21 protein-coding genes and 8 tRNA genes are annotated in these 26,546 nt (G+C 64.8%); 26 read left to right on the top strand and 3 right to left on the bottom strand.

The genetic code is table 11. The annotated features are described in order from the left end of the window. Window positions 1–52: 52 nt before the first annotated feature. The 16 genes from ACPTTF_RS11255 (at window position 53) to ACPTTF_RS11180 (ending at window position 18,493) form a co-directional block, all read left to right on the top strand. Window positions 53–1,024, top strand: coding sequence for an acetyl-CoA carboxylase carboxyltransferase subunit alpha (locus tag ACPTTF_RS11255; RefSeq protein ID WP_006478433.1), 972 nt, complete (start codon window positions 53–55; stop codon window positions 1,022–1,024). A 46-nt stretch (window positions 1,025–1,070) separates the two neighbouring features. Beyond that, entirely contained in the window at window positions 1,071–2,492 is a 1,422-nt protein-coding gene (gene tilS / locus ACPTTF_RS11250) for a tRNA lysidine(34) synthetase TilS (protein WP_423371208.1), read from the top strand. A gap of 342 nt (window positions 2,493–2,834) precedes the next feature. Next, the gene (locus tag ACPTTF_RS11245) at window positions 2,835–4,088 is read left to right on the top strand and encodes an aspartate kinase (protein WP_166960143.1); all 1,254 of its coding nucleotides are present in this window, start codon (window positions 2,835–2,837) and stop codon (window positions 4,086–4,088) included. 110 nt (window positions 4,089–4,198) lie between these two features. Continuing rightward, window positions 4,199–4,292: transfer RNA gene (locus tag ACPTTF_RS11240), tRNA-Ser, on the top strand. A 260-nt stretch (window positions 4,293–4,552) separates the two neighbouring features. Beyond that, entirely contained in the window at window positions 4,553–4,828 is a 276-nt protein-coding gene (locus tag ACPTTF_RS11235; RefSeq protein ID WP_423371207.1) for a hypothetical protein, read from the top strand. A 627-nt stretch (window positions 4,829–5,455) separates the two neighbouring features. After that, a complete protein-coding gene (locus tag ACPTTF_RS11230; protein WP_423371206.1) occupies window positions 5,456–6,985 on the top strand; it encodes a complex I subunit 4 family protein in 1,530 nt (509 codons plus the stop codon). A 270-nt stretch (window positions 6,986–7,255) separates the two neighbouring features. Next, window positions 7,256–8,143 carry a ubiquinol oxidase subunit II gene (gene cyoA / locus ACPTTF_RS11225; RefSeq protein ID WP_423371205.1) on the top strand — a complete coding sequence of 296 codons (888 nt, stop codon included), beginning with the start codon at window positions 7,256–7,258 and terminating at the stop codon, window positions 8,141–8,143. A 3-nt stretch (window positions 8,144–8,146) separates the two neighbouring features. Beyond that, the gene (gene cyoB, locus ACPTTF_RS11220) at window positions 8,147–10,153 is read left to right on the top strand and encodes a cytochrome o ubiquinol oxidase subunit I (protein WP_166960131.1); all 2,007 of its coding nucleotides are present in this window, start codon (window positions 8,147–8,149) and stop codon (window positions 10,151–10,153) included. Continuing rightward, complete coding sequence (cyoC, locus tag ACPTTF_RS11215) at window positions 10,153–10,761, top strand: cytochrome o ubiquinol oxidase subunit III (protein WP_011352505.1); 609 nt, start codon at window positions 10,153–10,155, stop codon at window positions 10,759–10,761. Before cyoB ends, cyoC begins: the two co-directional genes overlap by 1 nt. After that, window positions 10,762–11,094 carry a cytochrome o ubiquinol oxidase subunit IV gene (cyoD, locus tag ACPTTF_RS11210; protein WP_011352504.1) on the top strand — a complete coding sequence of 111 codons (333 nt, stop codon included), beginning with the start codon at window positions 10,762–10,764 and terminating at the stop codon, window positions 11,092–11,094. 361 nt (window positions 11,095–11,455) lie between these two features. Then, window positions 11,456–11,818, top strand: a complete 363-nt coding sequence (locus ACPTTF_RS11205; RefSeq protein ID WP_166960128.1) for a hypothetical protein — start codon at window positions 11,456–11,458, stop codon at window positions 11,816–11,818. 141 nt (window positions 11,819–11,959) lie between these two features. Next, window positions 11,960–13,831 (top strand): extracellular solute-binding protein, encoded by a 1,872-nt coding sequence (locus ACPTTF_RS11200; protein WP_423371204.1) that lies wholly within the window; start codon window positions 11,960–11,962, stop codon window positions 13,829–13,831. 50 nt (window positions 13,832–13,881) lie between these two features. Further along, entirely contained in the window at window positions 13,882–14,925 is a 1,044-nt protein-coding gene (locus ACPTTF_RS11195) for a microcin C ABC transporter permease YejB (RefSeq protein ID WP_042977074.1), read from the top strand. A 48-nt stretch (window positions 14,926–14,973) separates the two neighbouring features. Then, window positions 14,974–16,071: an ABC transporter permease gene (locus ACPTTF_RS11190; RefSeq protein ID WP_423371203.1), complete on the top strand. Its 1,098-nt coding sequence runs from the start codon at window positions 14,974–14,976 to the stop codon at window positions 16,069–16,071. Further along, the gene (locus tag ACPTTF_RS11185; RefSeq protein ID WP_423371202.1) at window positions 16,068–17,690 is read left to right on the top strand and encodes an ABC transporter ATP-binding protein; all 1,623 of its coding nucleotides are present in this window, start codon (window positions 16,068–16,070) and stop codon (window positions 17,688–17,690) included. The genes ACPTTF_RS11190 and ACPTTF_RS11185 overlap by 4 nt, the downstream gene beginning before the upstream one ends. A 128-nt stretch (window positions 17,691–17,818) precedes the next feature. Then, window positions 17,819–18,493, top strand: a complete 675-nt coding sequence (locus ACPTTF_RS11180; protein ID WP_011352498.1) for a C40 family peptidase — start codon at window positions 17,819–17,821, stop codon at window positions 18,491–18,493. A 148-nt stretch (window positions 18,494–18,641) separates the two neighbouring features. On the opposite strand, the gene ACPTTF_RS11175 is transcribed toward ACPTTF_RS11180, so the two are convergent. After that, window positions 18,642–19,568 carry a patatin-like phospholipase family protein gene (locus tag ACPTTF_RS11175; RefSeq protein WP_423391161.1) on the bottom strand — a complete coding sequence of 309 codons (927 nt, stop codon included), beginning with the start codon at window positions 19,566–19,568 and terminating at the stop codon, window positions 18,642–18,644. Between the two features lie 280 nt (window positions 19,569–19,848). Between ACPTTF_RS11175 and gltX the strand changes: the two genes are divergently transcribed. From gltX to ACPTTF_RS11130, 9 genes are all read left to right on the top strand, one after another. Next, on the top strand, window positions 19,849–21,258 hold the full coding sequence (gene gltX / locus ACPTTF_RS11170) for a glutamate--tRNA ligase (RefSeq protein ID WP_423371200.1): 1,410 nt from the start codon (window positions 19,849–19,851) through the stop codon (window positions 21,256–21,258). A 128-nt stretch (window positions 21,259–21,386) separates the two neighbouring features. Beyond that, window positions 21,387–21,462, top strand: a tRNA-Ala gene (locus ACPTTF_RS11165). Between the two features lie 141 nt (window positions 21,463–21,603). After that, window positions 21,604–21,679 (top strand) — tRNA-Glu (locus ACPTTF_RS11160). Window positions 21,680–21,759: 80 nt separating this feature from the next. Then, window positions 21,760–21,836 (top strand) — tRNA-Asp (locus ACPTTF_RS11155). Window positions 21,837–21,899: 63 nt separating this feature from the next. Beyond that, a tRNA-Glu gene (locus ACPTTF_RS11150) sits at window positions 21,900–21,975 on the top strand. Window positions 21,976–22,053: 78 nt separating this feature from the next. Further along, a tRNA-Asp gene (locus ACPTTF_RS11145) sits at window positions 22,054–22,130 on the top strand. Between the two features lie 66 nt (window positions 22,131–22,196). After that, window positions 22,197–22,272: transfer RNA gene (locus tag ACPTTF_RS11140), tRNA-Glu, on the top strand. A 73-nt stretch (window positions 22,273–22,345) separates the two neighbouring features. Next, window positions 22,346–22,422: transfer RNA gene (locus ACPTTF_RS11135), tRNA-Asp, on the top strand. A gap of 353 nt (window positions 22,423–22,775) precedes the next feature. After that, window positions 22,776–23,240 (top strand): GNAT family N-acetyltransferase, encoded by a 465-nt coding sequence (locus ACPTTF_RS11130; protein WP_027787064.1) that lies wholly within the window; start codon window positions 22,776–22,778, stop codon window positions 23,238–23,240. Between the two features lie 26 nt (window positions 23,241–23,266). Here the strand turns inward: ACPTTF_RS11130 and ACPTTF_RS11125 are convergent, their stop codons facing one another. Continuing rightward, window positions 23,267–24,142: an AraC family transcriptional regulator gene (locus ACPTTF_RS11125; protein ID WP_423371199.1), complete on the bottom strand. Its 876-nt coding sequence runs from the start codon at window positions 24,140–24,142 to the stop codon at window positions 23,267–23,269. Between the two features lie 268 nt (window positions 24,143–24,410). On the opposite strand from ACPTTF_RS11125, the gene ACPTTF_RS11120 reads away from it, so the two are divergent. Beyond that, a complete protein-coding gene (locus ACPTTF_RS11120; RefSeq protein ID WP_166960106.1) occupies window positions 24,411–24,824 on the top strand; it encodes a gamma-glutamylcyclotransferase family protein in 414 nt (137 codons plus the stop codon). A 126-nt stretch (window positions 24,825–24,950) separates the two neighbouring features. Here the strand turns inward: ACPTTF_RS11120 and aceB are convergent, their stop codons facing one another. Further along, window positions 24,951–26,543, bottom strand: coding sequence for a malate synthase A (aceB, locus tag ACPTTF_RS11115; RefSeq protein WP_423371198.1), 1,593 nt, complete (start codon window positions 26,541–26,543; stop codon window positions 24,951–24,953). Window positions 26,544–26,546 lie beyond the last annotated feature (3 nt).

Here is a 26,546-nt window from a genome sequence, read left to right as displayed (position 1 = left end):
TCGCCCGCGCGGGTAGAATACGCGCTGCCGCAAGACCCAAGGATTCGAACACATGAAGACCACGTTTCTGGATTTCGAACAGCCGATCGCCGAACTCGAGGCCAAGATCGAAGAGCTGCGATTCGTGCAGGACGACTCGGCTGTCGACATTTCGGAAGAAATCGAGCGGCTGTCGAAGAAAAGCCAGCAACTGACGAAAGACCTCTACGCGAACCTGTCGCCGTGGCAGGTTTCGCAGATCGCGCGGCATCCGCAGCGTCCGTACACGCTCGATTACGTTGCGGAACTGTTTACCGATTTTCACGAACTGCACGGCGACCGTGCATTCGCGGACGACCTGTCGATCGTCGGCGGTCTCGCGCGCTTCGGCGGCCATCCGTGCATGGTGATCGGTCACCAGAAGGGCCGCGACACGAAGGAACGCGCCGCGCGCAACTTCGGGATGCCGCGTCCGGAAGGCTATCGCAAGGCCGAACGCCTGATGCGTCTCGCCGAAAAGTTCGGGCTGCCGATCTTCACGTTCGTCGACACGCCGGGCGCGTACCCGGGCATCGGCGCGGAAGAGCGTGGCCAGTCGGAAGCGATCGGCCGCAACCTGTACGTGATGGCCGAGCTGAAGACGCCGATCATCACGACGGTGATCGGCGAGGGCGGTTCGGGCGGCGCGCTGGCGATCGCCGTGGCCGACACCGTGATGATGCTGCAGTTCTCGACCTACTCGGTGATCTCGCCGGAAGGCTGCGCGTCGATCCTGTGGAAGAGCGCCGCGAAGGCGCCGGAAGCCGCGGAAGCGCTGGGCCTGACCGCGCACCGCCTGAAGGCGCTCGGCCTGATCGACAAGATCATCAACGAGCCGCTCGGCGGCGCGCATCGCGATCCGAAGGGCATGGCTGCGCTGCTGCGCCGTGCGCTCGCCGATTCGCTGCGCCAGTTCCAGGGCATGAGCATCGATGCGCTGCGCGAGCGCCGCTTCGAACGCCTGATGGCCTACGGCAAGTTCAAGGAAACGACGCCGGGCGCATGACCGGCCGCGTGCTCAATACGCGCGCCGCTGCGCGCGCGTTCCTCTCGTGATCCCACCGACCGAATTCTCCGCCGACCGCGTCGTCCTCGACGCGGTCGGCGTTGCGCTTTCCGGCATGCCGCCCGATGCGCGCATTGCGATCGCCTATAGCGGCGGCCTCGACTCGACGGTGCTGCTCGACGCGGCCGTGCGTGTCGCGGGCGCGTCGCGTTGCGTCGCGCTGCACGTGCATCACGGGCTGAGTGCGAACGCCGACGCGTGGGTTGCGCATGCCGAGGCGAGCGCGACCGGGCTCGGCGTCGCATTCGAATCGATGCGCGTCGACGTGCCGCGCGACAGCGGCCTCGGCGTCGAGGCGACGGCGCGCGAGCGGCGCTATGCGGCGCTCGACGAGATGTGCGAACACCACGGCGCGACCGCGCTGTGGCTCGCGCAGCATGCGGACGACCAGGCCGAAACCGTGTTGCTGCAGTTGTTGCGCGGTGCGGGGATCGCCGGGCTTGCCGCGATGGCGCCGCGTTACCGCCCTGACGGCGTGAGCGTCGAGCGCGTGCGCCCGCTGCTGCGACTGTTGCGCGCGCAACTCGAGCGCTATGCGGAGCAGCACGACCTGGCATGGATCGATGACGAATCGAACAGCGATACGCGCTATGCGCGCAATGCGCTGCGCATCGATGTGCTGCCGGTGCTGGCCGTGCATTTTCCGGGCTTTCGTGACGCGCTGGGCCGCGCGGCCCAGCATGCAGCCGCCGCCCAGCGGCTGCTCGACGACCTGGCCGAACTCGACTTCGCCGTTGCCGCGCGCGATGACGGGCATGCGCTGTCGCGCGATGCACTGGTCGCGTTCGACGATACGCGCGGCGCGAACCTGCTGCGCTTCTGGATGCGCCGGCTCGGTTTGCCGGGCGCGTCAGCCGCCCGGCTCGCCAACATGATGCGGCAGCTGCGAGCCGCACACGACGCCCATGCGTTGCGCGTCGATCACGCGGGGCAATGCCTGCGGCTTTATCGCGATGTCATCTACTGGGAAGCGGGCGACAGCAGCGAACCGGCCGATGACGGCACCGGGACACCGCATCCGGAATCGGTGCTCGCGTGGGACGGGCAGGAAGTCTGGCACCTGCCGGGATGGCGCGGTACGTTCGTGTTCGCGCCGGCCGACGCGGGAGGCGCCGATGCGGTGCCGGAGGCGCTGCTGCGCGCCGCGCGGCTGGCGGTGCGCGCCCGTGCGGGCGGCGAGCGGATGCGTACGTCGCCGGGCGGGCCGGGCCGCACGCTGAAGAACCTGTTCCAGGAGCGCGGCGTGCCGGCTTGGCAGCGCGACGTGCCGCTGCTGTTCGTCGGCGACCGGCTGATCTATGTGCCGCGCCTCGGCGTGAACCGCGATGTCGGCTTGTCCGTGGGCGGGGCGTCCGGCGACGGCATGTGGCGCCGGATCGAGTGGCGTCCGGACCTGCAGATCGCTTGATGGCGACAGGCCGCTGGCGGCGCGACAGCGCGCGCATTTTCACCATTTGGTAAACAGCGCCGGAACGGCCCTGGACGCGGCGAGCGGCTTGTCAAGCGGGCCTCTATCGGGTACGCTCGGTCGTTTGCTCGGCTCGATTTTTGAGCGATTTGTGCAGGTTTTCCGCGTGACGTACCCGGTTTGCGCGGCCTGATCGGCCTTCCGGGCAAAATCCGTCACGCTTGCGCGTTGCGTCCCAGCCGTCCCCCTCGTCGTCCGTCCACAGCCACAAGCCGCGTGACCGAACGGCTACGCGGCCTGTCCAGCGCGCCCGTGCGGTTTCTCCTCCAGTTCAGAACGACAATGGCACTCATCGTACACAAATACGGCGGCACTTCGATGGGCTCGGTCGAGCGCATCAAGAACGTCGCGAAACGCGTCGCAAAATGGCATCAGGCCGGGCACCAGATGGTGGTCGTGCCTTCGGCGATGTCCGGCGAAACCAACCGTCTGCTCGGTCTCGCGAAAGAGATTTCGAGCCAGCCGAGCCCGCGCGAGCTCGACATGATCGCGTCGACCGGCGAGCAGGTCAGCGTCGGCCTGCTGTCGATCGCGTTGCAGGAAATCGGCGTCGAGGCCGTGAGCTACGCGGGCTGGCAAGTGCCGATCAAGACCGACAGCGCGTTCACGAAAGCGCGCATTCACTCGATCGACGACGAGCGCGTGAAGGCCGATCTGAATGCAGGCAAGGTCGTGATCATCACGGGTTTCCAGGGCGTCGATCCGGACGGTCACATCACGACGCTGGGCCGTGGCGGCTCGGATACGTCGGCGGTGGCGGTCGCGGCTGCGCTGGGTGCCGAAGAGTGCCTGATTTATACGGACGTCGACGGCGTCTACACGACCGATCCGCGCGTTGTCGAAGAGGCGCGACGCCTCGATCGCGTGACGTTCGAGGAAATGCTGGAAATGGCCAGCCTCGGCTCGAAGGTCCTGCAGATCCGCTCGGTCGAATTCGCCGGCAAATTCCAGGTGAAGACGCGCGTGCTGTCGAGCCTGACCGATCCGCTGATTGCGCTCGACGAAGAAATGCGCTCGGGCACCCTGATTACTTTTGAAGAAGACGAGACCATGGAAAAGGCAGTCATTTCCGGCATCGCGTTCCAGCGCGACGAAGCACGCATTGCGGTGATGGGCGTGCCCGACAAGCCGGGCATCGCGTATCAGATCCTCGGCCCGGTCGCGGATGCGAACGTCGACGTCGACATGATCATCCAGAACCAGAGCGTCCAGGGCAAGACCGACTTCACGTTCACGGTCGGCCGTGGCGACTACCAGAAGGCGATGGACATCCTCACCAACCAGGTGAAGGGCCATGTGAGTGCCGAGCAGGTGCAGGGCGACCCGAAGGTGTCGAAGGTGTCGGTGGTCGGCGTCGGCATGCGTTCGCACGTGGGCGTCGCGAGCAAGATGTTCCGCACGCTGTCGGAAGAGGGCATCAACATCCAGATGATCTCGACGTCCGAAATCAAGATTTCGGTGCTGATCGACGAGAAATACATGGAGCTGGCCGTCCGCGCGCTGCACAAGGCATTTGAACTCGACCAGGCATCGTGAATTTTTCGTGATGCATTGAAGAAAATGCATCACGGAAATTGACGTGCGGTTCGAAACCCTATATTATTTCGTTCTCGTCGCACTGCCTCCCTGGTGCGAGCGAAAGTTTGGGAGACGTGGCCGAGAGGTCGAAGGCACTCCCCTGCTAAGGGAGCATCTGGGCCAAAACCTGGATCGAGGGTTCGAATCCCTCCGTCTCCGCCAAAAGCGGTGACAAAGCCCCGCAAGTTCTCGGACTTGCGGGGCTTTTTCTTTTTCCGGCCCGTCGAGCGCTGGACGCGTGATGCGGCTGGATCTCATCCGCGGGCGGATTCGGGCGGGGCAGGCACTGATTCAGTGAGTGTTCGGCTCGAGCGGCGATAGTGCGCTATAGGTCGCGTATCGTCCGGCGCGATTCGAGGTGATGCTCTTCACAAGCCTGCGTTCCGTTCCGGCTGTCTTCCCTCATCGACCCGTCGACCGACTTGTCGACAACCCACACTCGTTACTCGCGGCTGCGCGGCTACCGTCATGCGACGATCTACGGCATACGCGGTGATTGCGAGCGCCTGCAGATCCTGCTCAAGTACCACGCGATCGTCGCGCAGCTCGTCGCGTTGGAGCAGGGCGCATTGCTGCTCTTGCTCGATCCGTTCTCCGTAGCGCTTGACCCGCGCGCGCTGCACGATGTCGCGCATGGCCGCGGTGCGATTCTCACGATGCAGACGTTGAGGCTGGCACTGACGGCCGTAGCGGCATGATCGACACGCGCCATATCGTCGATGCGATGACGCACGCGTCGTCGCCGGTTGATGCCACGCGTGGCAGCCGCTTTGTCCATGTTCCCGCGCAACCCATCCCCTGTTGCGCGGTGACGATGCGCATATGAGACCGCCTGAGCCACCAGCGATCTCGGTCGGGAGCATGAGGGGCGAGGGCGGCGCGGCCATTCGCTCGATCCGCGTCGAGTAAAGCTCGGCGAAATATAAATGAAAGGATTGTTGTAAGGATTTGGGGCGATGTGGGGGCTGTCTTGCAAGGCACCAATAAGCTCGTTCCGACCCTCAGAAACGGCAGACAGACGTCAAAAATGCGGCGCCGCGTCGATTTTCGCGACCTGTCCCATCGGGTAATACAAAAAATTACCAATAAAAATCAGTTAGATAGAGCGGTTGATGAAATTGATGCTCTGCTGCGCTGCAGAAAATAATCAATCGCCTTATGCTGGTTAACCCGATTGCGTTTGAGCGGCATCAAGCTTTCCCGTGATGCCGCTTTACATTTTGCCAACATTGGCGATTCACGAAATCTATCTGTCGATTTGATTTCGTTCCTTTCGTCTCGCCTGTCCCCGATGCAGTGCGCGACTTCATCAAGGCCTTGTTGACATGCATGATTTCCCCTTCCTGAGCCTGGCCATCTGGGCTCCGATCCTGTTCGGCGCATGCCTGTTGCGCGCCGGTTCCGACCATCATCCACGTCGAACGCGGCTGATCGCGCTCGTCGGTGCGCTGGTGGGGCTTGCGGCGGTCGTTCCGTTGGTCGCCGGTTTCGATGCGCACTCGGCTGCGATGCAGTTCGTCGAAAGCCGCAACTGGCTGGCAGCATTCAATTCCGGATGGCGGGTCGGCATCGACGGCGCGTCGCTGTGGCTCGTCGTGCTGACCGCGTTCACGACGCTCGTGGTGGTGGTGGCATCGTGGGAGTCGATCACAGTGCGCGTCGCGCAGTATTACGCGTCGTTCCTGATCCTGTCGGGGCTGATGGTCGGCGTGTTCGTCGCACAGGACGGGCTGCTGTTCTTCATCTTCTTCGAGGCGACGCTGATTCCGCTTTACCTGCTGATCGGAACGTGGGGGCGCGAGCGTCGCGTGTATGCGGCCGTGAAGTTCTTCTTCATCTCGTTCGCCGGCTCGCTGTTGCTGCTGATGGCGATGCTGTACCTGTACGCGCAGTCGCATACGTTCGACATGGCCGTGTGGCGCACGCTGCAGCTCGGCTTCGCGCCGCAGTTGCTGGTGTTCCTCGGCTTCTTTGCCGCATTCGCGGTCAAGGTGCCGATGTGGCCGGTCCACACGTGGCTGAGCGACGTCTACACCGACGGCCCGACGGGCGCGGCGCTGATGCTCGCGATGCTCAAGCTCGGCGGCTACGGGTTCCTGCGCTTCGCGCTGCCGGTCACGCCCGACGCGAGCCACTTCTTCGCGCCGGCCGTGATCGCGCTGTCGCTGTTCGCGATCGTCTATGCGAGCCTGATCGCGCTCGCCCAGACCGATCTCGGCAAGCTGCTCGCGTATTCGACGGTCGCGCACATGGGGATCGTCACGCTCGGGCTGTTCCTGTTCAACCGGATCGGCGTCGAAGGCGCGATCGTGCAGCTCGTGTCGTACGGCTTCGTCGCGGGCGCGATGCTGTTGTGCGTGAACGTGCTCGTCGATCGCACGAAGCAGCGCGAGATTGCCGCGTACGGCGGCGTCGCGGGCGTGATGCCGCGTTTCGCGACCTTCACGGTGCTGTTCGCGATGGCCAACGTCGGCCTGCCGGGCACGTCGGGCTTCGTCGGCGAGTTCATGGTCATCATGGGTGCGATCCGCTTCAACTTCTGGATCGGCGCGATCGCGGCACTGACGCTGATCCTCAGTGCGTCGTACACGCTGTGGATGCTCAAGCGCGTCGTGTTCGGCAAGGTCGCGAGCCAGGGGATCGCGAAGCTCGCCGACCTGAACCGTCGCGAGATCGTGATGTTCGCGTCGCTCGCACTGGTCGTGCTGGCAGTCGGCATCGATCCGAAGCCGTTCACCGACGCGATCGATCCGACCGTCGGAAGGCTGATCGAAGACGCGAGCCATTCGAAGCTGCCGGCAGGGGACGGCCCTGCGCAGCCGCAGCCGTCGTACATGGCATCGACGCGCGGCTGATCGCGGCACGTCGCGCGAGCGGGGCATATCGCACGGTAGTGCAGTCGTTGCATACACATCGATCTCGGTCCGGCGCAGGCAGCGCCGGGCCCGCTTTCGGCTGCGTGAAATTGCCCCGCGACAATGTGTCTCACAGCAGATTCTGCAATGATGATTTTCCGCATTAGCTGGTTTTTCATCGCACTCGCGCGACGTATGATTCGGCCACTTTCGTGGATCGAATGCGCATCGGGCATACGCAAACGGATTCAATGACCCTCGGGCGGTGTGATGAAAAGAAAAGCTTCAAAAGGCGGGGCGGCGCTGATGTCGATCGGCGCGGCCTTGAGCCTGTCAGGCTGTAATTTAGATGTACTAAATCCGAAAGGAAGCGTGGGTGCTGCCGAAAAAGCGCTGATCGCGACGTCCACCTGGGCGATGCTGATCGTCGTCGTGCCGGTGATCCTGCTCACGCTGTGGTTCGCGTGGCGTTACCGCGCATCGAACCGCAACGCCACCTACGCGCCGAACTGGTCGCACTCGACCGCGATCGAGGTCGTGATCTGGACGGTGCCGACGCTGATCATCCTGTTCCTCGGCGTGCTCACGTGGAAGACCACGCACGAGCTCGACCCGTACAAGCCGCTCGAGTCGTCGGTGAAGCCGATCGATGTCGAGGTCGTCGCGCTCGACTGGAAGTGGCTGTTCATCTATCCGGAACTCGGCATCGCGTCGGTGAACCAGCTCGCGATTCCCGTCGGCACACCGGTGAACTTCCGCATCACGTCGGATTCGGTGATGAACTCGTTCTTCATCCCGCAGCTCGGCGGCCAGGTCTACGCAATGGCCGGCATGCAGACGCGCCTGCACCTGATCGCCGACGAAGCCGGCGACTACGCAGGCACGTCCGCCAACTTCAGCGGCCGCGGCTTCTCTGACATGAAGTTCCGCACGCTCGCCGAGCCGCGCGAACAGTTCGATGCATGGGTGCAGAAGGTGAAGGCATCGCCGGACCGGCTCGACGCGACCGTGTACGGCACCGTCGCCCAGCCGACCGAGAAGGAGCCCGTGCGCTACTTCTCGTCGGTCGATCCGCGGCTCTTCCACAACATCATCGCGAAATACAACGATGGCCACGTCCTTGACCTGAAGGACGCCGCCTGCGGCACGAAGGGGTAACGCATGTTCGGCAAACTCACACTATCGGCGATCCCGTTCGATCAGCCCATCATCATGGTGGCCGGCGCCTTCATGGGGCTGGCCGTGCTGGGCATTCTCGCCGCGCTGACGATCACCGGCCGCTGGAAATGGCTGTGGACGGAATGGCTGACGACGGTCGACCACAAGAGACTCGGCGTGATGTACATCATCGTCGCGCTGATCATGCTGCTGCGCGGCTTCGCCGACGCGATCATGATGCGCATGCAGCTCGCGCTCTCGTACAACGCGCCCGGCTACCTGCCGCCGCATCACTATGACCAGATCTTCACGGCACACGGCGTGATCATGATCTTCTTCATGGCGATGGTGTTCATGGTCGGCCTGATGAACCTGGTCGTGCCGCTGCAGATCGGCGCGCGCGACGTCGCATTCCCGTTCATCAACTCGCTCTCCTTCTGGATGACGGCGGTGAGCGCGATCCTGATCAACGTGTCGCTCGTGATCGGCGAATTCGCGCAGACGGGCTGGCTCGCGTATCCGCCGCTGTCGGAGCTGCAGTTCAGTCCGGGGGTAGGGGTCGACTACTACCTGTGGGCGCTGCAGATATCGGGCGTCGGCACGCTGCTGACCGGCGTGAACTTCTTCGTGACGATCATCAAGATGCGCGCGCCGGGCATGACGCTGATGAAGATGCCGGTGTTCACGTGGACCGCGCTCTGCACGAACGTGCTGATCATGGCGTCGTTCCCGATCCTGACCGCGACGCTCGCGCTGCTCGGCCTCGACCGTTACCTCGGCATGCACTTCTTCACGAATGAAGCCGGCGGCAACGCGATGCTGTACCTGAACCTGATCTGGGCATGGGGTCACCCGGAGGTGTACATCCTGATCCTGCCGGCGTTCGGGATCTTCTCGGAAGTCATCGCGACGTTCGCGAAGAAGCCGCTGTTCGGCTACAAGACGATGGTGTACGCGACCTGCGCGATCATGGTGCTGTCGTTCCTCGTGTGGCTGCACCACTTCTTCACGATGGGCTCGGGTGCGAACGTGAACGCGTTCTTCGGCATCATGACGATGATCATCGCGATCCCGACCGGCGTGAAGGTGTTCAACTGGCTGTTCACGATGTATCGCGGCCGGATCGAATTCACGACGCCCGTGCTGTGGACGATCGGCTTCATGGTCACGTTCACGATCGGCGGGATGACCGGCGTGATGATGGCGATTCCCGGCGCGGACTTCGTGCTGCACAACAGCCTGTTCCTGATCGCGCACTTCCACAACGTGATCATCGGCGGCGTGCTGTTCGGTTATCTCGCGGGCTTCAACTACTGGTTCCCGAAGGCGTTCGGCTTCAAGCTGAACGAGAAGCTCGGCAAGGCCGCGTTCTGGTTCTGGCAGGTCGGCTTCTATGTCGCATTCGTGCCGCTCTACGTGCTCGGCTTCATGGGCATGACGCGCCGCCTGAACCACTACGACAACCCGGCATGGCATCCGTGGCTGCTGGTCGCCGCGTTCGGCGCCGTGCTGATCGCGATCGGCATTGCGTGCCAGCTGCTGCAACTGGTGGTCAGCATCCGCAACCGCAACCTGCCGGCGTATCGCGACACGACGGGCGATCCGTGGGGCGGCCGCACGCTGGAGTGGGCGACCTCGTCGCCGCCGGCCGACTACAACTTCGCGGTGATCCCGCAGGTGCGCACGCTCGACGCGTATGCGGACATGAAGGCACGCGGCGAAGGCCGGCCGAACCCGGCGTCGTTCCGCGACATCCACATGCCGTCGAATACCTGCGCGGGCCTCGTGGTGGCGATCTTCAGCCTGGTGCTCGGCTTCGCGCTGGTGTGGCACATCTGGTGGATGGCGATCGGCGGGCTCGTCGGGATCGTCGCGACGCTCGTGATCTACAGCTCGCGCGATAACGACGGTTATTACATTCCTGCGTCGACGGTGCGCAAGACCGAAGACAAGCAGCCGACGAAGCGCGTGGCCGCGCACGTCGATGACGTGGAACTGGAGGCCAACTGATGTTGCAGAAAACCTTGAGTGCAACCCTGCTCGAGCACGACGACCATCCGCCGTCGCATTCGGTGTTCGGGTTCTGGCTGTACCTGATGACCGACTGCGTGATCTTTGCGGCGCTGTTCGCGACGTTCGCGGTGCTCGGCCAGCAGCATGCGGGCGGGCCGACCGCGAAAGACCTGTTCGACATTCCGGGCGTCGCGGTGGAAACCGCCGCGCTGCTGCTGTCGAGCATCACGTACGGGTTCGCGATGCTCGCTGCGTACAAGCAGCGGCGTGGCGCGCTGCTGGCGTGGCTCGCGGTGACGTTCGTGCTCGGCGCGGCGTTTCTCGTGATGGAACTGCGCGAGTTCTCGCATCTGATCGCGGAAGGCGCGGGCCCGCAGCGCAGCGCGTTCCTGTCGGCGTTCTTCACGCTGGTCGGCACGCACGGGCTGCACGTGACGGCCGGGCTGCTGTGGATGATCGTGCTCGCCGGGCAGATCGTGTTCCGTGGCGGCGACCTGACCGATCGCGACCTGCGACGCCTGACGTGCCTGAGCCTCTTCTGGCACTTCCTCGACATCGTGTGGATCTGCGTGTTTTCCTTTGTCTATCTCGCGAGCGTGATCTAAATGGCCCATTCGCATTCGTCTCAACTCGAAGAAGGGCACGGCAGTGTCGGCGGCTACGTCGCCGGTTTCATCCTGTCGGTGCTGCTCACCGCCGCGTCGTTCGGCCTCGTGATGGGCGGCGTGCTGTCGCCGCACGCGTCGCTGATCGCGCTGGCCGTGCTCGCGTTCGTGCAGATCGTCGTGCACCTCGTGTACTTCCTGCACATGAACGGCTCGTCGGGCCAGCGCTGGAACGTGATGGCGTTCAGCTACACGGTGCTGACCGCGGCGATCCTGATCGTCGGCACGCTGTGGGTGATGCACAACGTCAGCATGAACATGATGTCGCGCTGAGCGGCATCGCGGCGCGGTGCGTCGATCGGAAAAGCGGCACGAAGGTGCCGTTTTTTTTCGTCCGCGAGAAGAGGCGCATCGCCGTCGCGGACGCGCACAGGCGGGTGCTTCGGCCCGCGAGGGCGGCATCGGGGGACACAGGCTGTATGATTCGGCGCGCGCACATCGCCGGCGCGAACACCGACCGGCAAAGGCGGAAGGGGGCCCGGACGCCTTCGTCGGGCCGTCGATTGTTACAAGACGTTAGCGCAAGCTTGTCGTTGCGATGCCGCGCATCAGTTCTTACAAACTTGAAATATGCGGTGGCGACGCTTGCCGTTATAGTCGAATCACACATCAAACAACCCCCAAAGAGGAATCCATGAAGACCTTGCGTATTGCCTCGCTCTTGACCGGTATGACGGCCTTGCTCGTGTCGGGCGCAGCAATGGCGGGAGTCAATGTCGGGATCAATCTCGGCGTTCCGGCACCGGTCTACGTCGCGCCCGCACCCGTGTATGCGCCGCCTCCGCCGCCGGTCATCTATCAGCCTGCGCCGGTCTACGCGCCGGCACCTGTCTACGCGCCGGCGCCGGCCATCATCATCGGCTGGCACGGCGACCGCTACTGGGACGGCCGTCGCTACTGGGGCCGTGACGAGTGGTACCGCCGCCATGGTCGCGGCTGGGGCGGCGATCGCGATCGCGGCCACTGGGATAACGGCCGCCACAACGGCTGGCACTGATCGGCGCGGCGCGCCCGCTGGATGCGCGCCCGCGATCCGCTCGTGAAGAAACCGCCCGCGTGGCGGTTTTCTTTTGGCTCACAGGCTTGAATGGGTAGAATCGTCCCTCGTTACTACCCTCATTCGACCGACAGGGCCTCTATGACGAAGGGTTCGCCCCGGGCCGCCGCCGCGTGTGTCTGCCGTGCCGTGCGGGCTGCCGGCCGTACGGCCGCGGTGTTCGCGCTGCAGGCGGTGCTGGCCGCGAGCGCGGCGCACGCGGCGTACGCCATTGCGCAGTACGGCGAGCCGAAGTATCCGCCGGGCTTCAAGCATTTCGACTACGTCAACCCCGACGCGCCGAAGGGCGGCACGCTCGTGCTCGCGAACCCGAACCGGCTGACATCGTTCGACAAGTTCAACCCGTTCACGATGCGCGGCAATCCTGCGCCGGGCATCGACATGCTGTTCGAGAGCCTCGCGACCGGCAGCTCGGACGAACCGGCATCCGCTTACGGGCTGCTGGCCGACGACATCGACGTCGCGCCGGATCGCCGTTCGGTCACGTTCCACCTGAATCCGCGCGCGCGCTTTTCCAATGGCGACCCGGTCACGGCGGACGACGTCAAGTTTTCGTTCGACACACTGAAGAGCAAGCAGGCCGCGCCGCAGTTCGGCGCGTATTTCGCGGAAATCACGAAGGCCGTGGTCGTCGATCCTGCCACCGTGCGTTTCGAGTTCCGCAGCGCGAATCGCGAACTGCCGCTGATCGCCGGCGGCGTGCCGGTGTTTTCGCGCAAGTGGGGATTGCGCGCGGACGGCTCGCGCATCCCGTTCGACCAGCTCGCGTTCGAGCAGCCGATCGGCAGCGGCCCGTACCTGATCGAGCGCTACGACAACGGCCGGACGATCACTTACCGGCGAAACCCGGCGTACTGGGGCGCCGACCTGCCGGTCCGGGTGGGCACCAACAACTTCGAGCGGATCGTCTACAAGCTGTACGGCGACGGCGTCGCGCGGCTCGAGGCGTTCAAGGCCGGCGAATACGATGTGCTCGTCGAGTACATCGCGCGCAACTGGACGCGCCGCGACGTCGGCAAGCGTTTCGACAGCGGCGAGCTCGTCAAGCGCGAATTCCGCCAGCATAACGGCGCCGGCATGCAGGGCTTCTTCATGAACCTGCGCCGGCCGCTATTTCGCGACGTGCGCGTGCGCCAGGCACTCGACCTTGCGTTCGACTTCGAATGGCTGAACCGCCAGTTGTTCTACAGCGCCTACACGCGCCTGGACAGCTACTTTGCCGACACCGACCTGCAGGCGACCGGCACGCCCGGCCCCGGCGAGCTGAAGTTGTTGGAGCCGCTGCGCGCGCAGCTCGATCCGGCCGTGTTCGGCCCGATGGTCACGCAGCCGGACACGAACCCGCCGGGCTCGCTGCGCGCGAACCTGCTGAAGGCGCGCGCGCTGCTCGCGCAGGCCGGCTGGACCTATCGCGACGGTGCGCTGCGCGATGCGAAGGGCGAGCCGTTCACGTTCGAGATCCTCGACGATTCGGGCGCGTCGATGGAGGGGATCGTGGCTGCGTACCAGCGCAATCTGGCGAAGCTCGGCATCGACGCACGTTTTCGCACGGCCGATTTCGCGCTGCTGCAAAAGCGCCTCGACGCGTTCGACTACGACATGACGACGATCCGCCTGCCGGGCGTGCAGGTGCCAGGTGCAGAGCAATACTCGCGTTACGCCAGCAAGTTCGCCGACGAGCCGGGCTCCGACAACTTCATCGGGTTGAAGTCGCCAGCCGTCGACGCGCTGCTGCACGCACTCGGCACCGCGCAGTCGCGCGACGAGCTGCTCGACGCGACGCACGCGCTCGACCGCGTGCTGATGCACGGCTACTACGCGGTCCCGCAGTGGTACAGCACGACGCACCGGATCGCGTACAAGCGCACGCTTGCCTATCCGCAGACACTGCCGCTGTACTATTCGGCCGAGGGCTGGGTCGTGTCGACCTGGTGGGCGAAGCCCGATCACTGAGCCCGCCGCCCCTACGTCCAACCCCGCCTACCGATCGCGAGTCGACGCCCATGTGGAGCTACATCCTCAAACGCCTGCTGCTGATGATCCCGACGCTCATCGGCGTGCTGACCCTCACGTTCGCGGTGATCCAGTTCGTGCCGGGCGGCCCCGTCGAACAGGCCGTGCAGGAATTGCGCAAGGGCGCGACTGAGCAGGGCGCGGTGCCGTTCGGAATGCGCGCGCACACCGGCGTCGACGCGCAGCAGCTCGCGCAACTGAAGGCGCTGTACGGTTTCGACAAACCGCCGCTCGAACGCTACTGGCTGATGCTGAAGCGCTTCGCGCGCTTCGATCTCGGCGACAGCTACTTCCGCCACCAGAGCGTGTGGTCGCTGGTCGTGCAGAAGCTGCCCGTGTCGATCAGCATCGGGCTGTGGACGTTCTTCCTCACGTACCTGATATCGGTGCCGCTCGGCATCGCGAAGGCGGTGCGCAACGGTTCGCCGTTCGACGTCGCGACGAGTCTCGTCGTGCTGGTCGGCTATGCGATTCCGGGCTTCGTGCTCGGCGTGCTGCTGCTCGTGCTGTTCGGCGGCGGCTCGTTCTGGCAGCTTTTCCCGCTGCGCGGGCTCACGTCGGACAACTTCGCCCAGCTGTCGCTCGTCGGCAAGGTGCTCGATTACCTGTGGCATATCGCGCTGCCGATCACGGCCTCGGTCGTCGGCAGCTTCGCGGTCGTCACGATGCTCACGAAGAATGCGTTCCTCGACCAGATCCGCCGGCAATACGTGCTGACCGCGCGCGCGAAGGGGCTCTCCGAGCGCAGCGTGCTGTGGAAGCACGTGTTCCGCAACGCGATGCTGCCGTTGATCGTCGGCTTCCCGGCCGCGTTCATCGGCGCGTTCTTCACGGGCAGCCTGCTGATCGAGACGCTGTTCTCGCTCGACGGCCTCGGGCTGCTGTCGTACGAATCGGTCGTGCGGCGCGACTATCCGGTCGTGCTCGGCACGCTGTACCTGTTCACGCTGATCGGGCTCGCGACCAAGCTGATTTCCGATCTCTGCTATGTGTGGGTCGATCCGCGCATTCAATTCGACACCCTGGAGCGCTGACATGAAACCGTCCGTCTGCATGCCCGGCGTCACCGGGCGAGGTGCGCGATGAACCGGGCCGTCGTGTCGTCCCGCATCGACGCGGCGCGCGCCCGCGTGTCGCCGTCGCCCGCGCGCCGCGTATGGCAGCGCTTCAGGCAGCAGCGCCTCGGCTACTGGAGCTTCGTGATCTTCGTCGTCGCGTTCGCCGCGAGCGTTGCGGCGCCGCTGTGGTCGAACGACAAGCCGCTCGTCGTGCGTTACGACGGCCAGTACTATTTCCCGCTGTTCCATGCGTATCCGGAGACGACCTTCGGCGGCGATTTCCCGACGCCGGCCGACTATCTCGATCCGTACGTGCGCAAGCGGCTCGAGGCGCCCGGCAACTTCGTGGTCTACCCGCCGAACCGTTACTACTACGACACGCTGAACTACTTCTCGAACGTGCCGAACCCCGCGCCGCCGTCGCGCGCGAACTGGCTCGGCACCGACGCGCAGGGGCGCGACCTGCTCGCGCGGCTCGTGTACGGGTTCCGCGTATCGGTCGAGTTCGGGCTGATCCTGACCGTGATCGGCACGCTGCTCGGGATCGCCGCAGGCGCCGTGCAGGGCTTCTTCGGCGGGCGCATCGACATCGTCGGGCAGCGTCTGATCGAGATCTGGAGTTCGCTGCCGGAGCTGTACCTGCTGATCATCTTCGCGTCGATCTTCGAGCCGAGTTTCCTATTGTTGATCGTGCTGCTGTCGCTGTTCGGCTGGATCGGGCTCGCCGACTACGTCCGCGCGGAATTCCTGCGCAACCGAACGCAGGACTACGTGCGCGCGGCGCGCGCGATGGGGCTCACGAACGGGCAGATCATCTGGCGCCATGTGCTGCCGAACAGTCTCACGCCGGTGATCACGTTCCTGCCGTTCCGGATGAGTGGGTCGATCCTCGCGCTCACGAGCCTCGATTTCCTCGGGCTCGGCGTGCCGCCGCCGACCCCGAGCCTCGGTGAGCTGCTCGCGCAGGGCAAGGGCAATCTCGACGCATGGTGGATCTCGTTGTCGACCTTCGGCGTGCTGGTCGCGACGCTGCTGCTGCTGACCTTCATGGGCGACGCGCTGCGCAACGCGCTCGATACGCGGATCGCCGATTCGGTGCGCGCGGCGGGAGGCCAGCGATGAGCGAGCCGGTCGTATCGACGCAGCATGAGCCGCTGTTGGCGCTCGAGCATCTGCACGTGCGCTTCGGCGACACGGTTGCGGTGGACGACGTGACGCTCGAGATCGGCCGCGGCGAGCGCGTCGCGCTGGTCGGCGAGTCGGGTTCCGGCAAGAGCGTGACCGCGTTGTCGATCCTGCGGCTGCTGCGCGACGCCGACGTGAGCGGCGCGATCCGCTTCGCGGGGCAGGACCTGGCTGGCAAGAGCGAGCGCGAGATGCGCGGGCTGCGCGGCTCGGACATCGCGATGATCTTCCAGGAGCCGATGACGGCGCTCAACCCGCTGTATACGATCGGCGTGCAGATCGGCGAGACGATCGTGCTGCACGACGGCGTATCGGCGGTCGAGGCGCGCAAGCGCGCGATCGCTCTGCTTGCCCGCACGGGCATCGCGGAGCCGGAGAGGCGTGTCGACAGCTATCCTCACCAGTTGTCGGGCGGCCAGCGGCAGCGCGCGATGATCGCGATGGCGCTGGCGTGCCGGCCGCGGCTGCTGCTCGCCGACGAGCCGACCACCGCGCTCGACGTGACGATCCGCGCGCAGATCGTCGACTTGCTGCTGGAACTGCAGCGCGAGGAAGCGGAAAAGCGCGGGATGGCGATCCTGCTGATCACGCACGACCTGAATCTCGTGCGGCACTTTGCGGATCGCGTCGCGGTGATGGAGCACGGCCGGCTCGTCGAGAGCGGGCCCGTCGAGCGGATCTTCGCGGAACCCGAGCACCCGTATACGCAGCGGCTGCTGAACAGCCGGCCGCAGCGCGCGGTCGAGCCGGTGATGCCGATCGCACCCGTCGTGCTCGATGCACACCACGTGAGCGTGCAGTTCGCGCGCAAGCGGCCGGGCATCGCGGGCTGGTTCGGCTCGGTGCCCGTGACGGCCGTCGCGGACGTGTCGGTGTCGGTGCGGCAGGGCGAGACGCTCGGCATCGTCGGTGAATCGGGATCCGGGAAGTCGACGCTCGCGATGGCGCTGCTCGGCCTGCAAAAGACGGTCGGCGGCACGATCGAATTCCAGGGGCGCGCGCTGTCGACCTATCGCGGTCGCGAACAGACCGCGCTGCGCTCGAACATGCAGGTAGTCTTTCAGGATCCGTTCAGTTCACTTTCACCGCGTCACACGATCGAGCGGATCGTCGGCGAGGGGCTCGAACTGCACCGCCCGGACATGGCGCCCGATGCGCGTCGCGCGAAGTCGCTCTCGGTGCTGCGCGAAGTCGGCCTCGACCGCACGGTGTTGCACCGTTATCCGCACGAATTCTCGGGCGGGCAGCGCCAGCGGATCGCGATCGCGCGCGCGTTGGTGCTGGAGCCGCGCATCCTGATCCTCGACGAGCCGACGTCCGCGCTCGACGTGTCGATCCAGCAGCAGGTGCTGAAGCTGCTCGCGAATTTGCAACAGAAATACAACCTCGGCTATGTATTCATCAGCCATGACCTGGAGGTGATCGGGGCGATGGCGCACCGCGTCGCGGTGATGCAGGACGGGGCCGTCGTCGAGTCGGGAGAGGTGGCCGACATCTTCACCAAACCGTCACATCCTTACACACAAAAGCTGTTGAAAGCGGTCTGGAAAGCGTGATAGGCCGCCAATGGTCTGACCATCTCGATTGTATTTATTAATTTGTTTTGACAAACGATTACGCGCTGGCTAGTATCGACCGAAATTTTCCGCCAATCAGCTGATTTTTAAGCACATTCCATCGACCAATGCAGCATCGATCCCTGACCCAGGCATGCGCGCGCACCATCGCCGGGCTGTTCATCGGCGCCCTGTTTGCAGCAGCTCCCGGCGCGTTCGCCGACGAAGTCAGCAGTTTTAACCAGAATGTCACGAATTCGACGCAGAACGCGTCGAATTCCTCCCTCCAGCAGACCAGCGCGCAGCCGTCGAGCGGCGGCGCGAAGTCGTTCCTCGCCGGCATGGCCGGCAAGGCGGGCGACGTCGTCGTCGGCGCGCTGAACATGATCGGCGTGCGCTATCGCTGGGGCGGCAACTCGCCGGATTCGGGCCTCGACTGCAGCGGCTTCGTCCGCTACGTGTTCCAGGACACCCTTGGCATGTCGCTGCCGCGCCGTGCGGAAGAGATGAGCCGCGTCGGCGAGAAGGTGAGCATGAGCAACCTCAAGCCGGGCGATCTCGTGTTCTTCAACACGATGCGCCGCACGTTCTCGCATGTCGGCATCTATATCGGCGACAACAAGTTCGTGCACTCGCCGTCGACGGGCAGCACCATCCGCGTCGACGATCTCGATAGCGGCTACTGGGAAAAGCGTTTCACCGGCGCGCGCCGGCTTGAATCGGAGTTCCCGATGAAGCCGGAAGATCTGCGCCAGCGCGTGCGCGCAACGATTGGCGACGATTCGGCGAACGGCAACAACTGACGTTCGGCGGCCAGTCCGGCCGGATCGAAAAAAACCCTGTCACCGAAAGGCGGCAGGGTTTTTTGTTTTGGGGCGGTGCAAACGGTGAGCCGGCAGGCGTCCCGTCGCTTGCGGGCCAGCGGCGTGGGCCGGCCCGCGCATCGCGTGCTTACGCGGCAGCCACGCCGCGCGCCGCCGCGAGCTTGCGCTGCAGTTCCGGCATGATGCGCGCGACGGCTTCTTCGCCCGCAAGGATGGCCGCGTTGCGCTGGTTGAAGTCGCTGCCGCCCATGGCCGCGAGGTTCGGGCGGATCACGACGTCCGCGTACTTGTCGAGCTCGTAGGTCTTGATCGTCTGGCCCATGATCGTGAAGGTCTGCAGCAGCATCTCGATCGGGTTGTTGGTTGCCGCGCCGTCCGGCCGGGCCGAGATGTCGACCGCGATCACGAAGCTCGCGCCCATCTTGCGTGCGTACGATGCGGGCACGGGGCTTACGAGGCCGCCGTCGACATATTCGCGGCTGCCGATCTTCACCGGTTCGAATACCGACGGCACGCTGCACGACGCGCGCACCGCGAGCCCGGTGTTGCCCTGCTGGAACAGGATCGGCTGACCGCTCTGCAGATCGGTCGCGACGATGCCGAGCGGCTTCGCCATCTTCTCGATCGGCCGGTTGTTGAGCGTCTTGTTCAGGAAGTTCTGAAGCGCCACGCCTTGCAGCAGCCCGCGCGAGCGGAATGGCAGCGCCCAGTCGCTGATCGCCGCCTGGTCCATGTCGAGTGCGATCTTGTTGATCTGCAGTGCGCTCATGCCCGATGCATAGAGTGCGCCGACCACCGAGCCCGCGCTCGTACCCGCGACGATTTCGACCGGGATGCCGCGCGCCTCGAGCGCCTTCAGCACGCCGATGTGCGAGAAGCCGCGCGCGGCGCCGCCGCCGAGCGCGATGCCGATCTTCACGGGCTTCTCGTGCGGCTGTGTGGAGCCGGATGCATTGTCCGGGCGGGATTTGTCGCCGAACGACGTGCAGGCAGCGAGGCTGGCGGACGCGGCGGCGATCGTGAAGTGGCGGCGCGACAGGCGAGGGGACGACATCGAATGGTTCTCCGGCGGCTTGGCGGCGGGTTACACGGCCCGCGGCGGCGATAGGTTCCGAGCAGCCGCGCGGCGGGTTCCGTGCGGCCGGTGCCGCGCCGGCTGGCGGCCGCGGCGCGCACATCATAAAGCAAGCGGCGCCCTTGGCGCGATGTGTGGCGCGAGTATAATTCCGGCTTCTTTCCCGTTCCGGGCGCGGCCGGCCCCGTTGCTGTCCGGGCTGCCGCCGTCGATCCCGCGTCGAATCATTCATGCGCCCCAGGCGTTCGAGTTACCGTTTATGACCCGTCCTGTCCGTACCCGCTTCGCGCCGAGTCCCACCGGCTTCATTCACCTCGGCAACATCCGCTCCGCGCTCTATCCGTGGGCGTTCGCCCGAAAGATGGAAGGCACGTTCGTGCTGCGCATCGAGGATACCGACGTCGAGCGCTCGTCGCAGGAAGCGGTCGATGCGATCCTCGAAGGGATGCAATGGCTCGGCCTGGATTTCGACGAAGGCCCGATCTACCAGATGCAGCGGATGGACCGCTATCGCGACGTGCTCGCGCAGATGCTCGAGAAGGGCCTCGCGTACCCGTGCTACATGTCGGCCGAGGAGCTCGACGCGCTGCGCGAACGCCAGCGCGAGGCCGGCCTGAAGCCGCGCTACGACGGTACGTGGCGTCCGGAGCCCGGCAAGGTGCTGCCGGAGCCGCCGGCTGGCGTGAAGCCGGTGCTGCGCTTCCGCAATCCGCTGGCGGGTACGGTCGTGTGGGAGGACGCCGTGAAGGGGCGTGTCGAGATTTCGAACGAGGAGCTCGACGACCTCGTGATCGCGCGCCCGGACGGCACGCCGATCTACAACTTCTGCGTGGTGGTGGACGACATGGACATGGGCATCACGCACGTGATCCGTGGCGACGACCACGTGAACAACACGCCGCGCCAGATCAACATCCTGAATGCGCTCGGCGGCGAAGCGCCCGTCTACGCACACCTGCCGACCGTGCTGAACGAGCAGGGCGAGAAGATGAGCAAGCGGCATGGCGCGATGAGCGTGATGGCGTATCGCGACGCGGGCTTCCTGCCTGAGGCCGTCGTCAACTATCTCGCGCGCCTCGGCTGGTCGCACGGCGACGCCGAGATCTTCTCGCGCGAGCAGTTCGTCGAATGGTTCGATCTCGAGCATCTCGGCAAGTCGCCCGCGCAGTACGACCACAGCAAGCTGAGCTGGCTGAACGCGCATTACATCAAGGAAGCGGACAACGCGCGCCTCGCCGAACTCGCGAAGCCGTTCCTCGACGCGCTCGGCATCGACGACGCGGCGCTCGCGACGGGCCCGGCGCTCGATGCGGTGGTCGGCTTGATGAAGGATCGCGCGACGACGGTGAAGGAGATCGCGGAAGGCGCGACGATGTTCTACCGTGTGCCGGCACCGGAAGCCGATGCGATCGCGCAGCACGTGACCGATGCGGTGCGGCCGGCGCTGGCCGATCTCGCCGCCGCGCTGAAGGCGGCCGACTGGACGAAGGAAGCGGTGTCCGCTGCGCTGAAGGCGACGCTCGCCACGCACAAGCTGAAGATGCCGCAGCTCGCGATGCCGGTGCGCCTGCTGGTGGCGGGCACCACGCATACGCCGTCGATCGACGCGGTGCTCGTGCTGTTCGGTCGTGACGTCGTGGTGTCGCGCATCGAGGGCGCGCTCGCCTGAGGTTCGTGCGTCGCTGAAGCTGTCTGCGCGTGAGTGCGCGGCAGCTTCGCAAAATATTTCGCGCGAATCGCAAAAAGGGTATTTACAAGATCAAAGTAGGTCCATATAATCTCATTTCTGTTCTGCAAGGGGGTATAGCTCAGCTGGGAGAGCGCTTGCATGGCATGCAAGAGGTCAGCGGTTCGATCCCGCTTACCTCCACCATCAGAACAAACTGGATTGATTTGCGAAGCAGCAGTGGTAGTAATAAATGCTTCACAAAATGATTCAAAGCAGTTAGAATTCCGGCCTTCGCTGTTGATTGAAAAGTGAATAGCGAAAGTCAGACAGATCTGAAAAGATTTTGTCCCCTTCGTCTAGAGGCCTAGGACATCACCCTTTCACGGTGAGTACAGGGGTTCGAATCCCCTAGGGGACGCCAGATTCAGCGGCGTTTCGTAGCAATGTCGCAACGCTTGCAGGAACGTAACCGACGTCCTGCAGGTGAGGGTAAAGAAAGCTGGAGCGGTAGTTCAGTCGGTTAGAATACCGGCCTGTCACGCCGGGGGTCGCGGGTTCGAGTCCCGTCCGCTCCGCCAGAACGAAGCCCGTTCAAGACGTTTTTGAGCGGGCTTTTGTATTAAAGATGTAGGCAGTACGTTGTCCCCTTCGTCTAGAGGCCTAGGACATCACCCTTTCACGGTGAGTACAGGGGTTCGAATCCCCTAGGGGACGCCAGATTCAGCGGCGTTTCATGGAAGTGCCGCAACGCATGCAGGAGCGTGACAAGGTCCTGCGGGCGAGGTAAAGAAAGCTGGAGCGGTAGTTCAGTTGGTTAGAATACCGGCCTGTCACGCCGGGGGTCGCGGGTTCGAGCCCCGTCCGCTCCGCCAGAACGAAGCCCGTTCAAAGAACGTTTTTTGAACGGGCTTTTGCATTAAGGATGTAAGCAGTACGTTGTCCCCTTCGTCTAGAGGCCTAGGACATCACCCTTTCACGGTGAGTACAGGGGTTCGAATCCCCTAGGGGACGCCAGATTTCGGCGTCGTTCGAACAAACGATGCGCCGGCAGGAAGTAACCGACGCCTGCCAGGCAAGCAGCAAGACTGGAGCGGTAGTTCAGTTGGTTAGAATACCGGCCTGTCACGCCGGGGGTCGCGGGTTCGAGTCCCGTCCGCTCCGCCAGAAAATGAAGAAGCCCGCCTCGTGCGGGCTTTTTCATTTGCATTTCCGGTTGCGCCCGCTGGCGGGCGCGTGACTGAGGAGCGGAGGAAGCCGCCTGCGCGGCTTCCGGCGGGACTCGAAGGGATGCGCGTGCACGCGCATCCGCGGCCTGCAGGATGTAGGCGAGTCCCGTCCACTCCGCCAGAAAATGAAGAAGCCCGCCTGGTGCGGGCTTTTTCATTTGTGTTCCCGGTCGTGCCCGCTGGCGGCACGTAACCTCCGGTCATCCGGCGTCGAACCGCTACGAGAAATCCGCGATTGCATCCGCACGCGACTGCGCTATCGTGGCGGGATGCGTTCTTGACCCCTGCGCGATGCTCGATCCGACCGACCTGCGACTCCTGTATCAGCTCCGGCCCGCGGAGGCTGGCGATTTTCCGTTTGCCGAAGCGCTGACGCACGGCAACATGGGCGGCTACTACAAGCGCCATGGGCTTGTGTGGCGCAGCGACCTGTTCTACGCGAGCTGGCGCGAATCCGAGAACTTCATCCTCGAGGCCGACGGCGAGCGCATCGGAGTGCTGCGCGTGACCGAGGAGGGCGACTCGCTGCACATCCGCGACGTACAGATCGCGGCCGGTCATCGCGGGCAGGGCGCCGGCACCTACATGCTCGACATGTCGCACCGCTGGGCGCGTGCGCGCGGGCTGCACGAACTGCAACTGCGCGTGTTCGTCGACAATCCTGCCGCGCGTCTTTATTTGCGCATGGGTTATCAGGTTGCCGGGTCGCGGCTCGCGCAACTTGGCTCGATTCGCCACATGGTGCGGCCGGTCTGAAGGCCCGATGACCCGGAACGAGACATTCAGCGGACAGCGCCGATTGCGTCGTCGTCCGGGTTTTCGTCGTCCGCGAGGCTGCCTTCCGGGCCGCGGTGCTCGTAGCCGCGCAGCATGAACGCGCGAGGGCTTTGACCGAATGCCCGGCGGAACATCGCCGAAAAGGCGCTCTGGCTCTGGTAGCCGAGTTCGCGCGCGATATGCGACAGCGGGCGCCCCTGGTTCAGCAACGGAATGGCTCGTGCCAGCAGTGCCTGCTGACGCCACTGCGAGAAGCTCACGCCCAGTTCCTGCTTGAAGAGCCGCGAAATCGTGCGCGTACTCGCACCGACCTCGCTTGCCCAATGTTCGAGCGACTCCGCGTGCGCCGGATGCGCGAGTACCGATTCGCACAGCATGCGCAGCCGTTTTTCGTCGGGCATCGGCACCGCGAGCGGCAGCGGTTCGGCATGACTCAGCTCGTCGAGCACGAGCCCGCACAGCAGGCGCTCGCGCGCGGTGCTCAGGTCGCGCGCGTCGAGTGCGACGATCAGTTCGCGCAGGAGCCCCGTCACTTCGACGACGCGGCACGCGTCAAGCCCTTCCGGCACGATCGACTCGTCGATATACAGCGTGCGCAAGAACGCCTCTTCGACGATCACGACCTCGTGCGTCACGTGCGGCGGTACCCAGATCGCGCGGGACGGCGGCACCATCCATGTCGTGCCGGTTGTCGCGACGCGCAGCACGCCGCGCGATGCGTACGCGAGCTGTGCCCACGCATGCGTATGCAGCGGGATGCGATACCCGGTATTGACCTGCCTCGCGCGCACGCGCATCGGATGGACAGCGGTCGGTGCGAATTCGGGCGGAATGTCGATGACGTACGGGTTCGTAACGTCGGCTTGGAACGGCGGATTCATGGACGATTCGGGCAGCGCGGCGGCGATGCCGTTATTGTAGAAGGCGCCGCGAAAGCGCATGCGGCGGTTTGTCGGGCGATCATGCCGCGTTCAAATGAACTTTGTGTTGGGGCCCGGCGATTTCGGGACTGCACCGGGGCTGGGCGCGCTTGCCGGTTCGAACCATCGGGCCGGTATCGTGGTCTATCGATGCGCGGGCGATTTCGCACGAATCGCGCGCGAATCGCGCACGAACACGGCAACATACGAATCAAAGAGGAGAACCACGATGCGTTACGTATTCGTCTATGGCACCTTGAGAAACGGGGAGGCCAACGACATCGGCCACGCGGCCGCCAGGCACGGGATCGCCGCGCCGACGCTGCTCGGCGCCGCCGCGCTGCCGGGCGAACTGTACGATTTCGGTACGTATCCGGGGATGATTGCCGGGTCGGCCGGCAAGTCGCTGGTCTGGGGCGACGTCTACGAGGTCGACGACCTGCTCGTTCCGGTGCTCGACGAGATCGAGCGCGTCTATCCGGGCGTCGACTCGCTGTTCAAGCCGGAAGACGTGACCGTCGAGCTCGGCGGCCGGCAGTACGCCTGCCTTTACTATCCGGTCGCCGCGCACGCGACAGCCGGGCGCCCGCGCATTGCATCGGGCGACTGGGTTCAGCACCGGCGCGAGCGGGAAGCCGTCTGACCGGTTGCGCGGCAGCCGCTCCCGCCGCAAAGGAAAAAGCGCCCCGAGGGGCGCTTTTGTTTATGCCGTCATCGCATGCGACCGGCGCCGACGCAGGGTCGGCCCCGATCGAGGCGAGCGGCTTCGTCAGATTTCCTCGTACAGCGGCAGCGTCAGGAATTCAGTGAAGCCTTCCGACGTCGACATCTGCTCGAAGATCGCCGCGGCGCGCTCGTACGGCTGCGTGTTGCCGCCGACCGACCGCTTCACGTTGTCGAGTTCGGTCTTCGAGAATTCCCGCACGAGTTCGGCCGTGACCTTGCGGCCGTCGTCGAGCACGCCCTTCGGCGAGCGGATCCATTGCCACACCTGCGAACGGGAAATCTCGGCCGTGGCCGCATCTTCCATCAGGTTGTGGATCGGTACGCAGCCGTTGCCGTCGAGCCATGCGCCGAGGTAGTGGATGCCGACGTTGATGTTGTTGCGCAGGCCGGCTTCGGTGATCGGCGCTTCAGGCTGGAAGTCGAGCAGGTTCTTGCCTTCGACCTGCACGTCGTCGCGCTGCTTCGCGATCTGGTTCGGCTTGTCGCCGAGCACCTTGACGAACTCTTCCATCGCGATCGGCACGAGGCCCGGGTGCGCCACCCAGCCGCCGTCGTAGCCGTCGGTCGCGTCACGGGCCTTGTCCGAGCGCACGCCGCCCATCGCCTTGTCGTTCGCTTCCGGATCGTTCTTGATCGGAATCAGCGCAGCCATCCCGCCGATCGCCGGCGCGTTGCGCTTGTGGCAGGTCTTCAGCAGCAGCAGCGCGTACGCGCGCATGAACGGCACCGTCATCGTGATCTTCGAACGCTCGGCCAGGCAGAAGTCGCGGTCGTTCTTGAACTTCTTGATGGCCGAGAAGATGTAGTCCCAGCGGCCGGCGTTCAGGCCGGAGCTGTGTTCGCGCAGTTCGTACAGGATTTCGTCCATCTCGAACGCGGCGAGGATCGTCTCGATCAGCACCGTCGCGCGGATCGTGCCGCGCGGCACGCCGACGGCTTCCTGCGCGGCGACGAAGATGTCGTTCCACAGCCGTGCCTCGAGATGGCTTTCCATCTTCGGCAGGTAGAAGTACGGGCCCGAGCCGCGCGCGAGCAGTTCCTTCGCGTTGTGGAACAGGAACAGCGCGAAATCGAAGATGCCGCCGGACACGCGCTGGCCGTCGACCGTCACGTGCTTCTCGTCGAGGTGCCAGCCGCGCGGACGCACGATCAGCGTCGCGACCTTGTCGTTCAGCTGGTAGGACTTGCCGTTCTGCTCGAGCGAGATCGTGCGGCGCACCGCGTCTTTCAGGTTGATCTGGCCGTCGATCTGGTTCGTCCAGCTCGGCGCGTTCGAATCCTCGAAGTCCGTCATGTACGAATCGGCGCCCGAGTTCAGCGCGTTGATGATCATCTTGCGCTCGACGGGGCCCGTGATCTCGACGCGGCGGCATTGCAGGTCGGCCGGCAGCGGCGCGACCTTCCAGTCGCCTTCGCGGATCGCCTTCGTCTCGGCCAGGAAGTCGGGGCGCTCGCCCGCGTCGAGGCGTTTCGTGCGCTCGACGCGCGCCTGCAGCAGCGTCTGGCGGCGCGGTTCGAACGTGCGGTGCAGCGCCGCGACGAGTGCGAGCGCTTCGGGCGTCAGGATTGCTTCGTAACCCGGCTTGATTTCGCCGGTGATCGTCATGCCTTGCGGCAGCGTGATCGGGGTGCTCATGAG

The organism is Burkholderia crassaminum (genome assembly GCF_964265005.1).
Classification (GTDB): domain Bacteria; phylum Pseudomonadota; class Gammaproteobacteria; order Burkholderiales; family Burkholderiaceae; genus Burkholderia.
The sequence above is the reverse complement of the archived record's forward strand: the minus strand, read 5'-3'. Positions and strand labels throughout refer to the sequence as shown.

Coding starts and splice junctions, on each gene's coding strand:
- ACPTTF_RS11255 (WP_006478433.1), top strand. CDS start 53: ATGAAGACCACGTTTCTGGATTTCGAACAGCCGATCGCCGAACTCGAG.
- ACPTTF_RS11245 (WP_166960143.1), top strand. CDS start 2,835: ATGGCACTCATCGTACACAAATACGGCGGCACTTCGATGGGCTCGGTC.
- ACPTTF_RS11230 (WP_423371206.1), top strand. CDS start 5,456: ATGCATGATTTCCCCTTCCTGAGCCTGGCCATCTGGGCTCCGATCCTG.
- cyoA (WP_423371205.1), top strand. CDS start 7,256: ATGAAAAGAAAAGCTTCAAAAGGCGGGGCGGCGCTGATGTCGATCGGC.
- cyoB (WP_166960131.1), top strand. CDS start 8,147: ATGTTCGGCAAACTCACACTATCGGCGATCCCGTTCGATCAGCCCATC.
- cyoC (WP_011352505.1), top strand. CDS start 10,153: ATGTTGCAGAAAACCTTGAGTGCAACCCTGCTCGAGCACGACGACCAT.
- cyoD (WP_011352504.1), top strand. CDS start 10,762: ATGGCCCATTCGCATTCGTCTCAACTCGAAGAAGGGCACGGCAGTGTC.
- ACPTTF_RS11205 (WP_166960128.1), top strand. CDS start 11,456: ATGAAGACCTTGCGTATTGCCTCGCTCTTGACCGGTATGACGGCCTTG.
- ACPTTF_RS11200 (WP_423371204.1), top strand. CDS start 11,960: ATGACGAAGGGTTCGCCCCGGGCCGCCGCCGCGTGTGTCTGCCGTGCC.
- ACPTTF_RS11195 (WP_042977074.1), top strand. CDS start 13,882: ATGTGGAGCTACATCCTCAAACGCCTGCTGCTGATGATCCCGACGCTC.
- ACPTTF_RS11190 (WP_423371203.1), top strand. CDS start 14,974: ATGAACCGGGCCGTCGTGTCGTCCCGCATCGACGCGGCGCGCGCCCGC.
- ACPTTF_RS11185 (WP_423371202.1), top strand. CDS start 16,068: ATGAGCGAGCCGGTCGTATCGACGCAGCATGAGCCGCTGTTGGCGCTC.
- ACPTTF_RS11180 (WP_011352498.1), top strand. CDS start 17,819: ATGCAGCATCGATCCCTGACCCAGGCATGCGCGCGCACCATCGCCGGG.
- ACPTTF_RS11175 (WP_423391161.1), bottom strand. CDS start 19,568: ATGTCGTCCCCTCGCCTGTCGCGCCGCCACTTCACGATCGCCGCCGCG.
- gltX (WP_423371200.1), top strand. CDS start 19,849: ATGACCCGTCCTGTCCGTACCCGCTTCGCGCCGAGTCCCACCGGCTTC.
- ACPTTF_RS11130 (WP_027787064.1), top strand. CDS start 22,776: ATGCTCGATCCGACCGACCTGCGACTCCTGTATCAGCTCCGGCCCGCG.
- ACPTTF_RS11125 (WP_423371199.1), bottom strand. CDS start 24,142: ATGAATCCGCCGTTCCAAGCCGACGTTACGAACCCGTACGTCATCGAC.
- ACPTTF_RS11120 (WP_166960106.1), top strand. CDS start 24,411: ATGCGTTACGTATTCGTCTATGGCACCTTGAGAAACGGGGAGGCCAAC.
- aceB (WP_423371198.1), bottom strand. CDS start 26,543: ATGAGCACCCCGATCACGCTGCCGCAAGGCATGACGATCACCGGCGAA.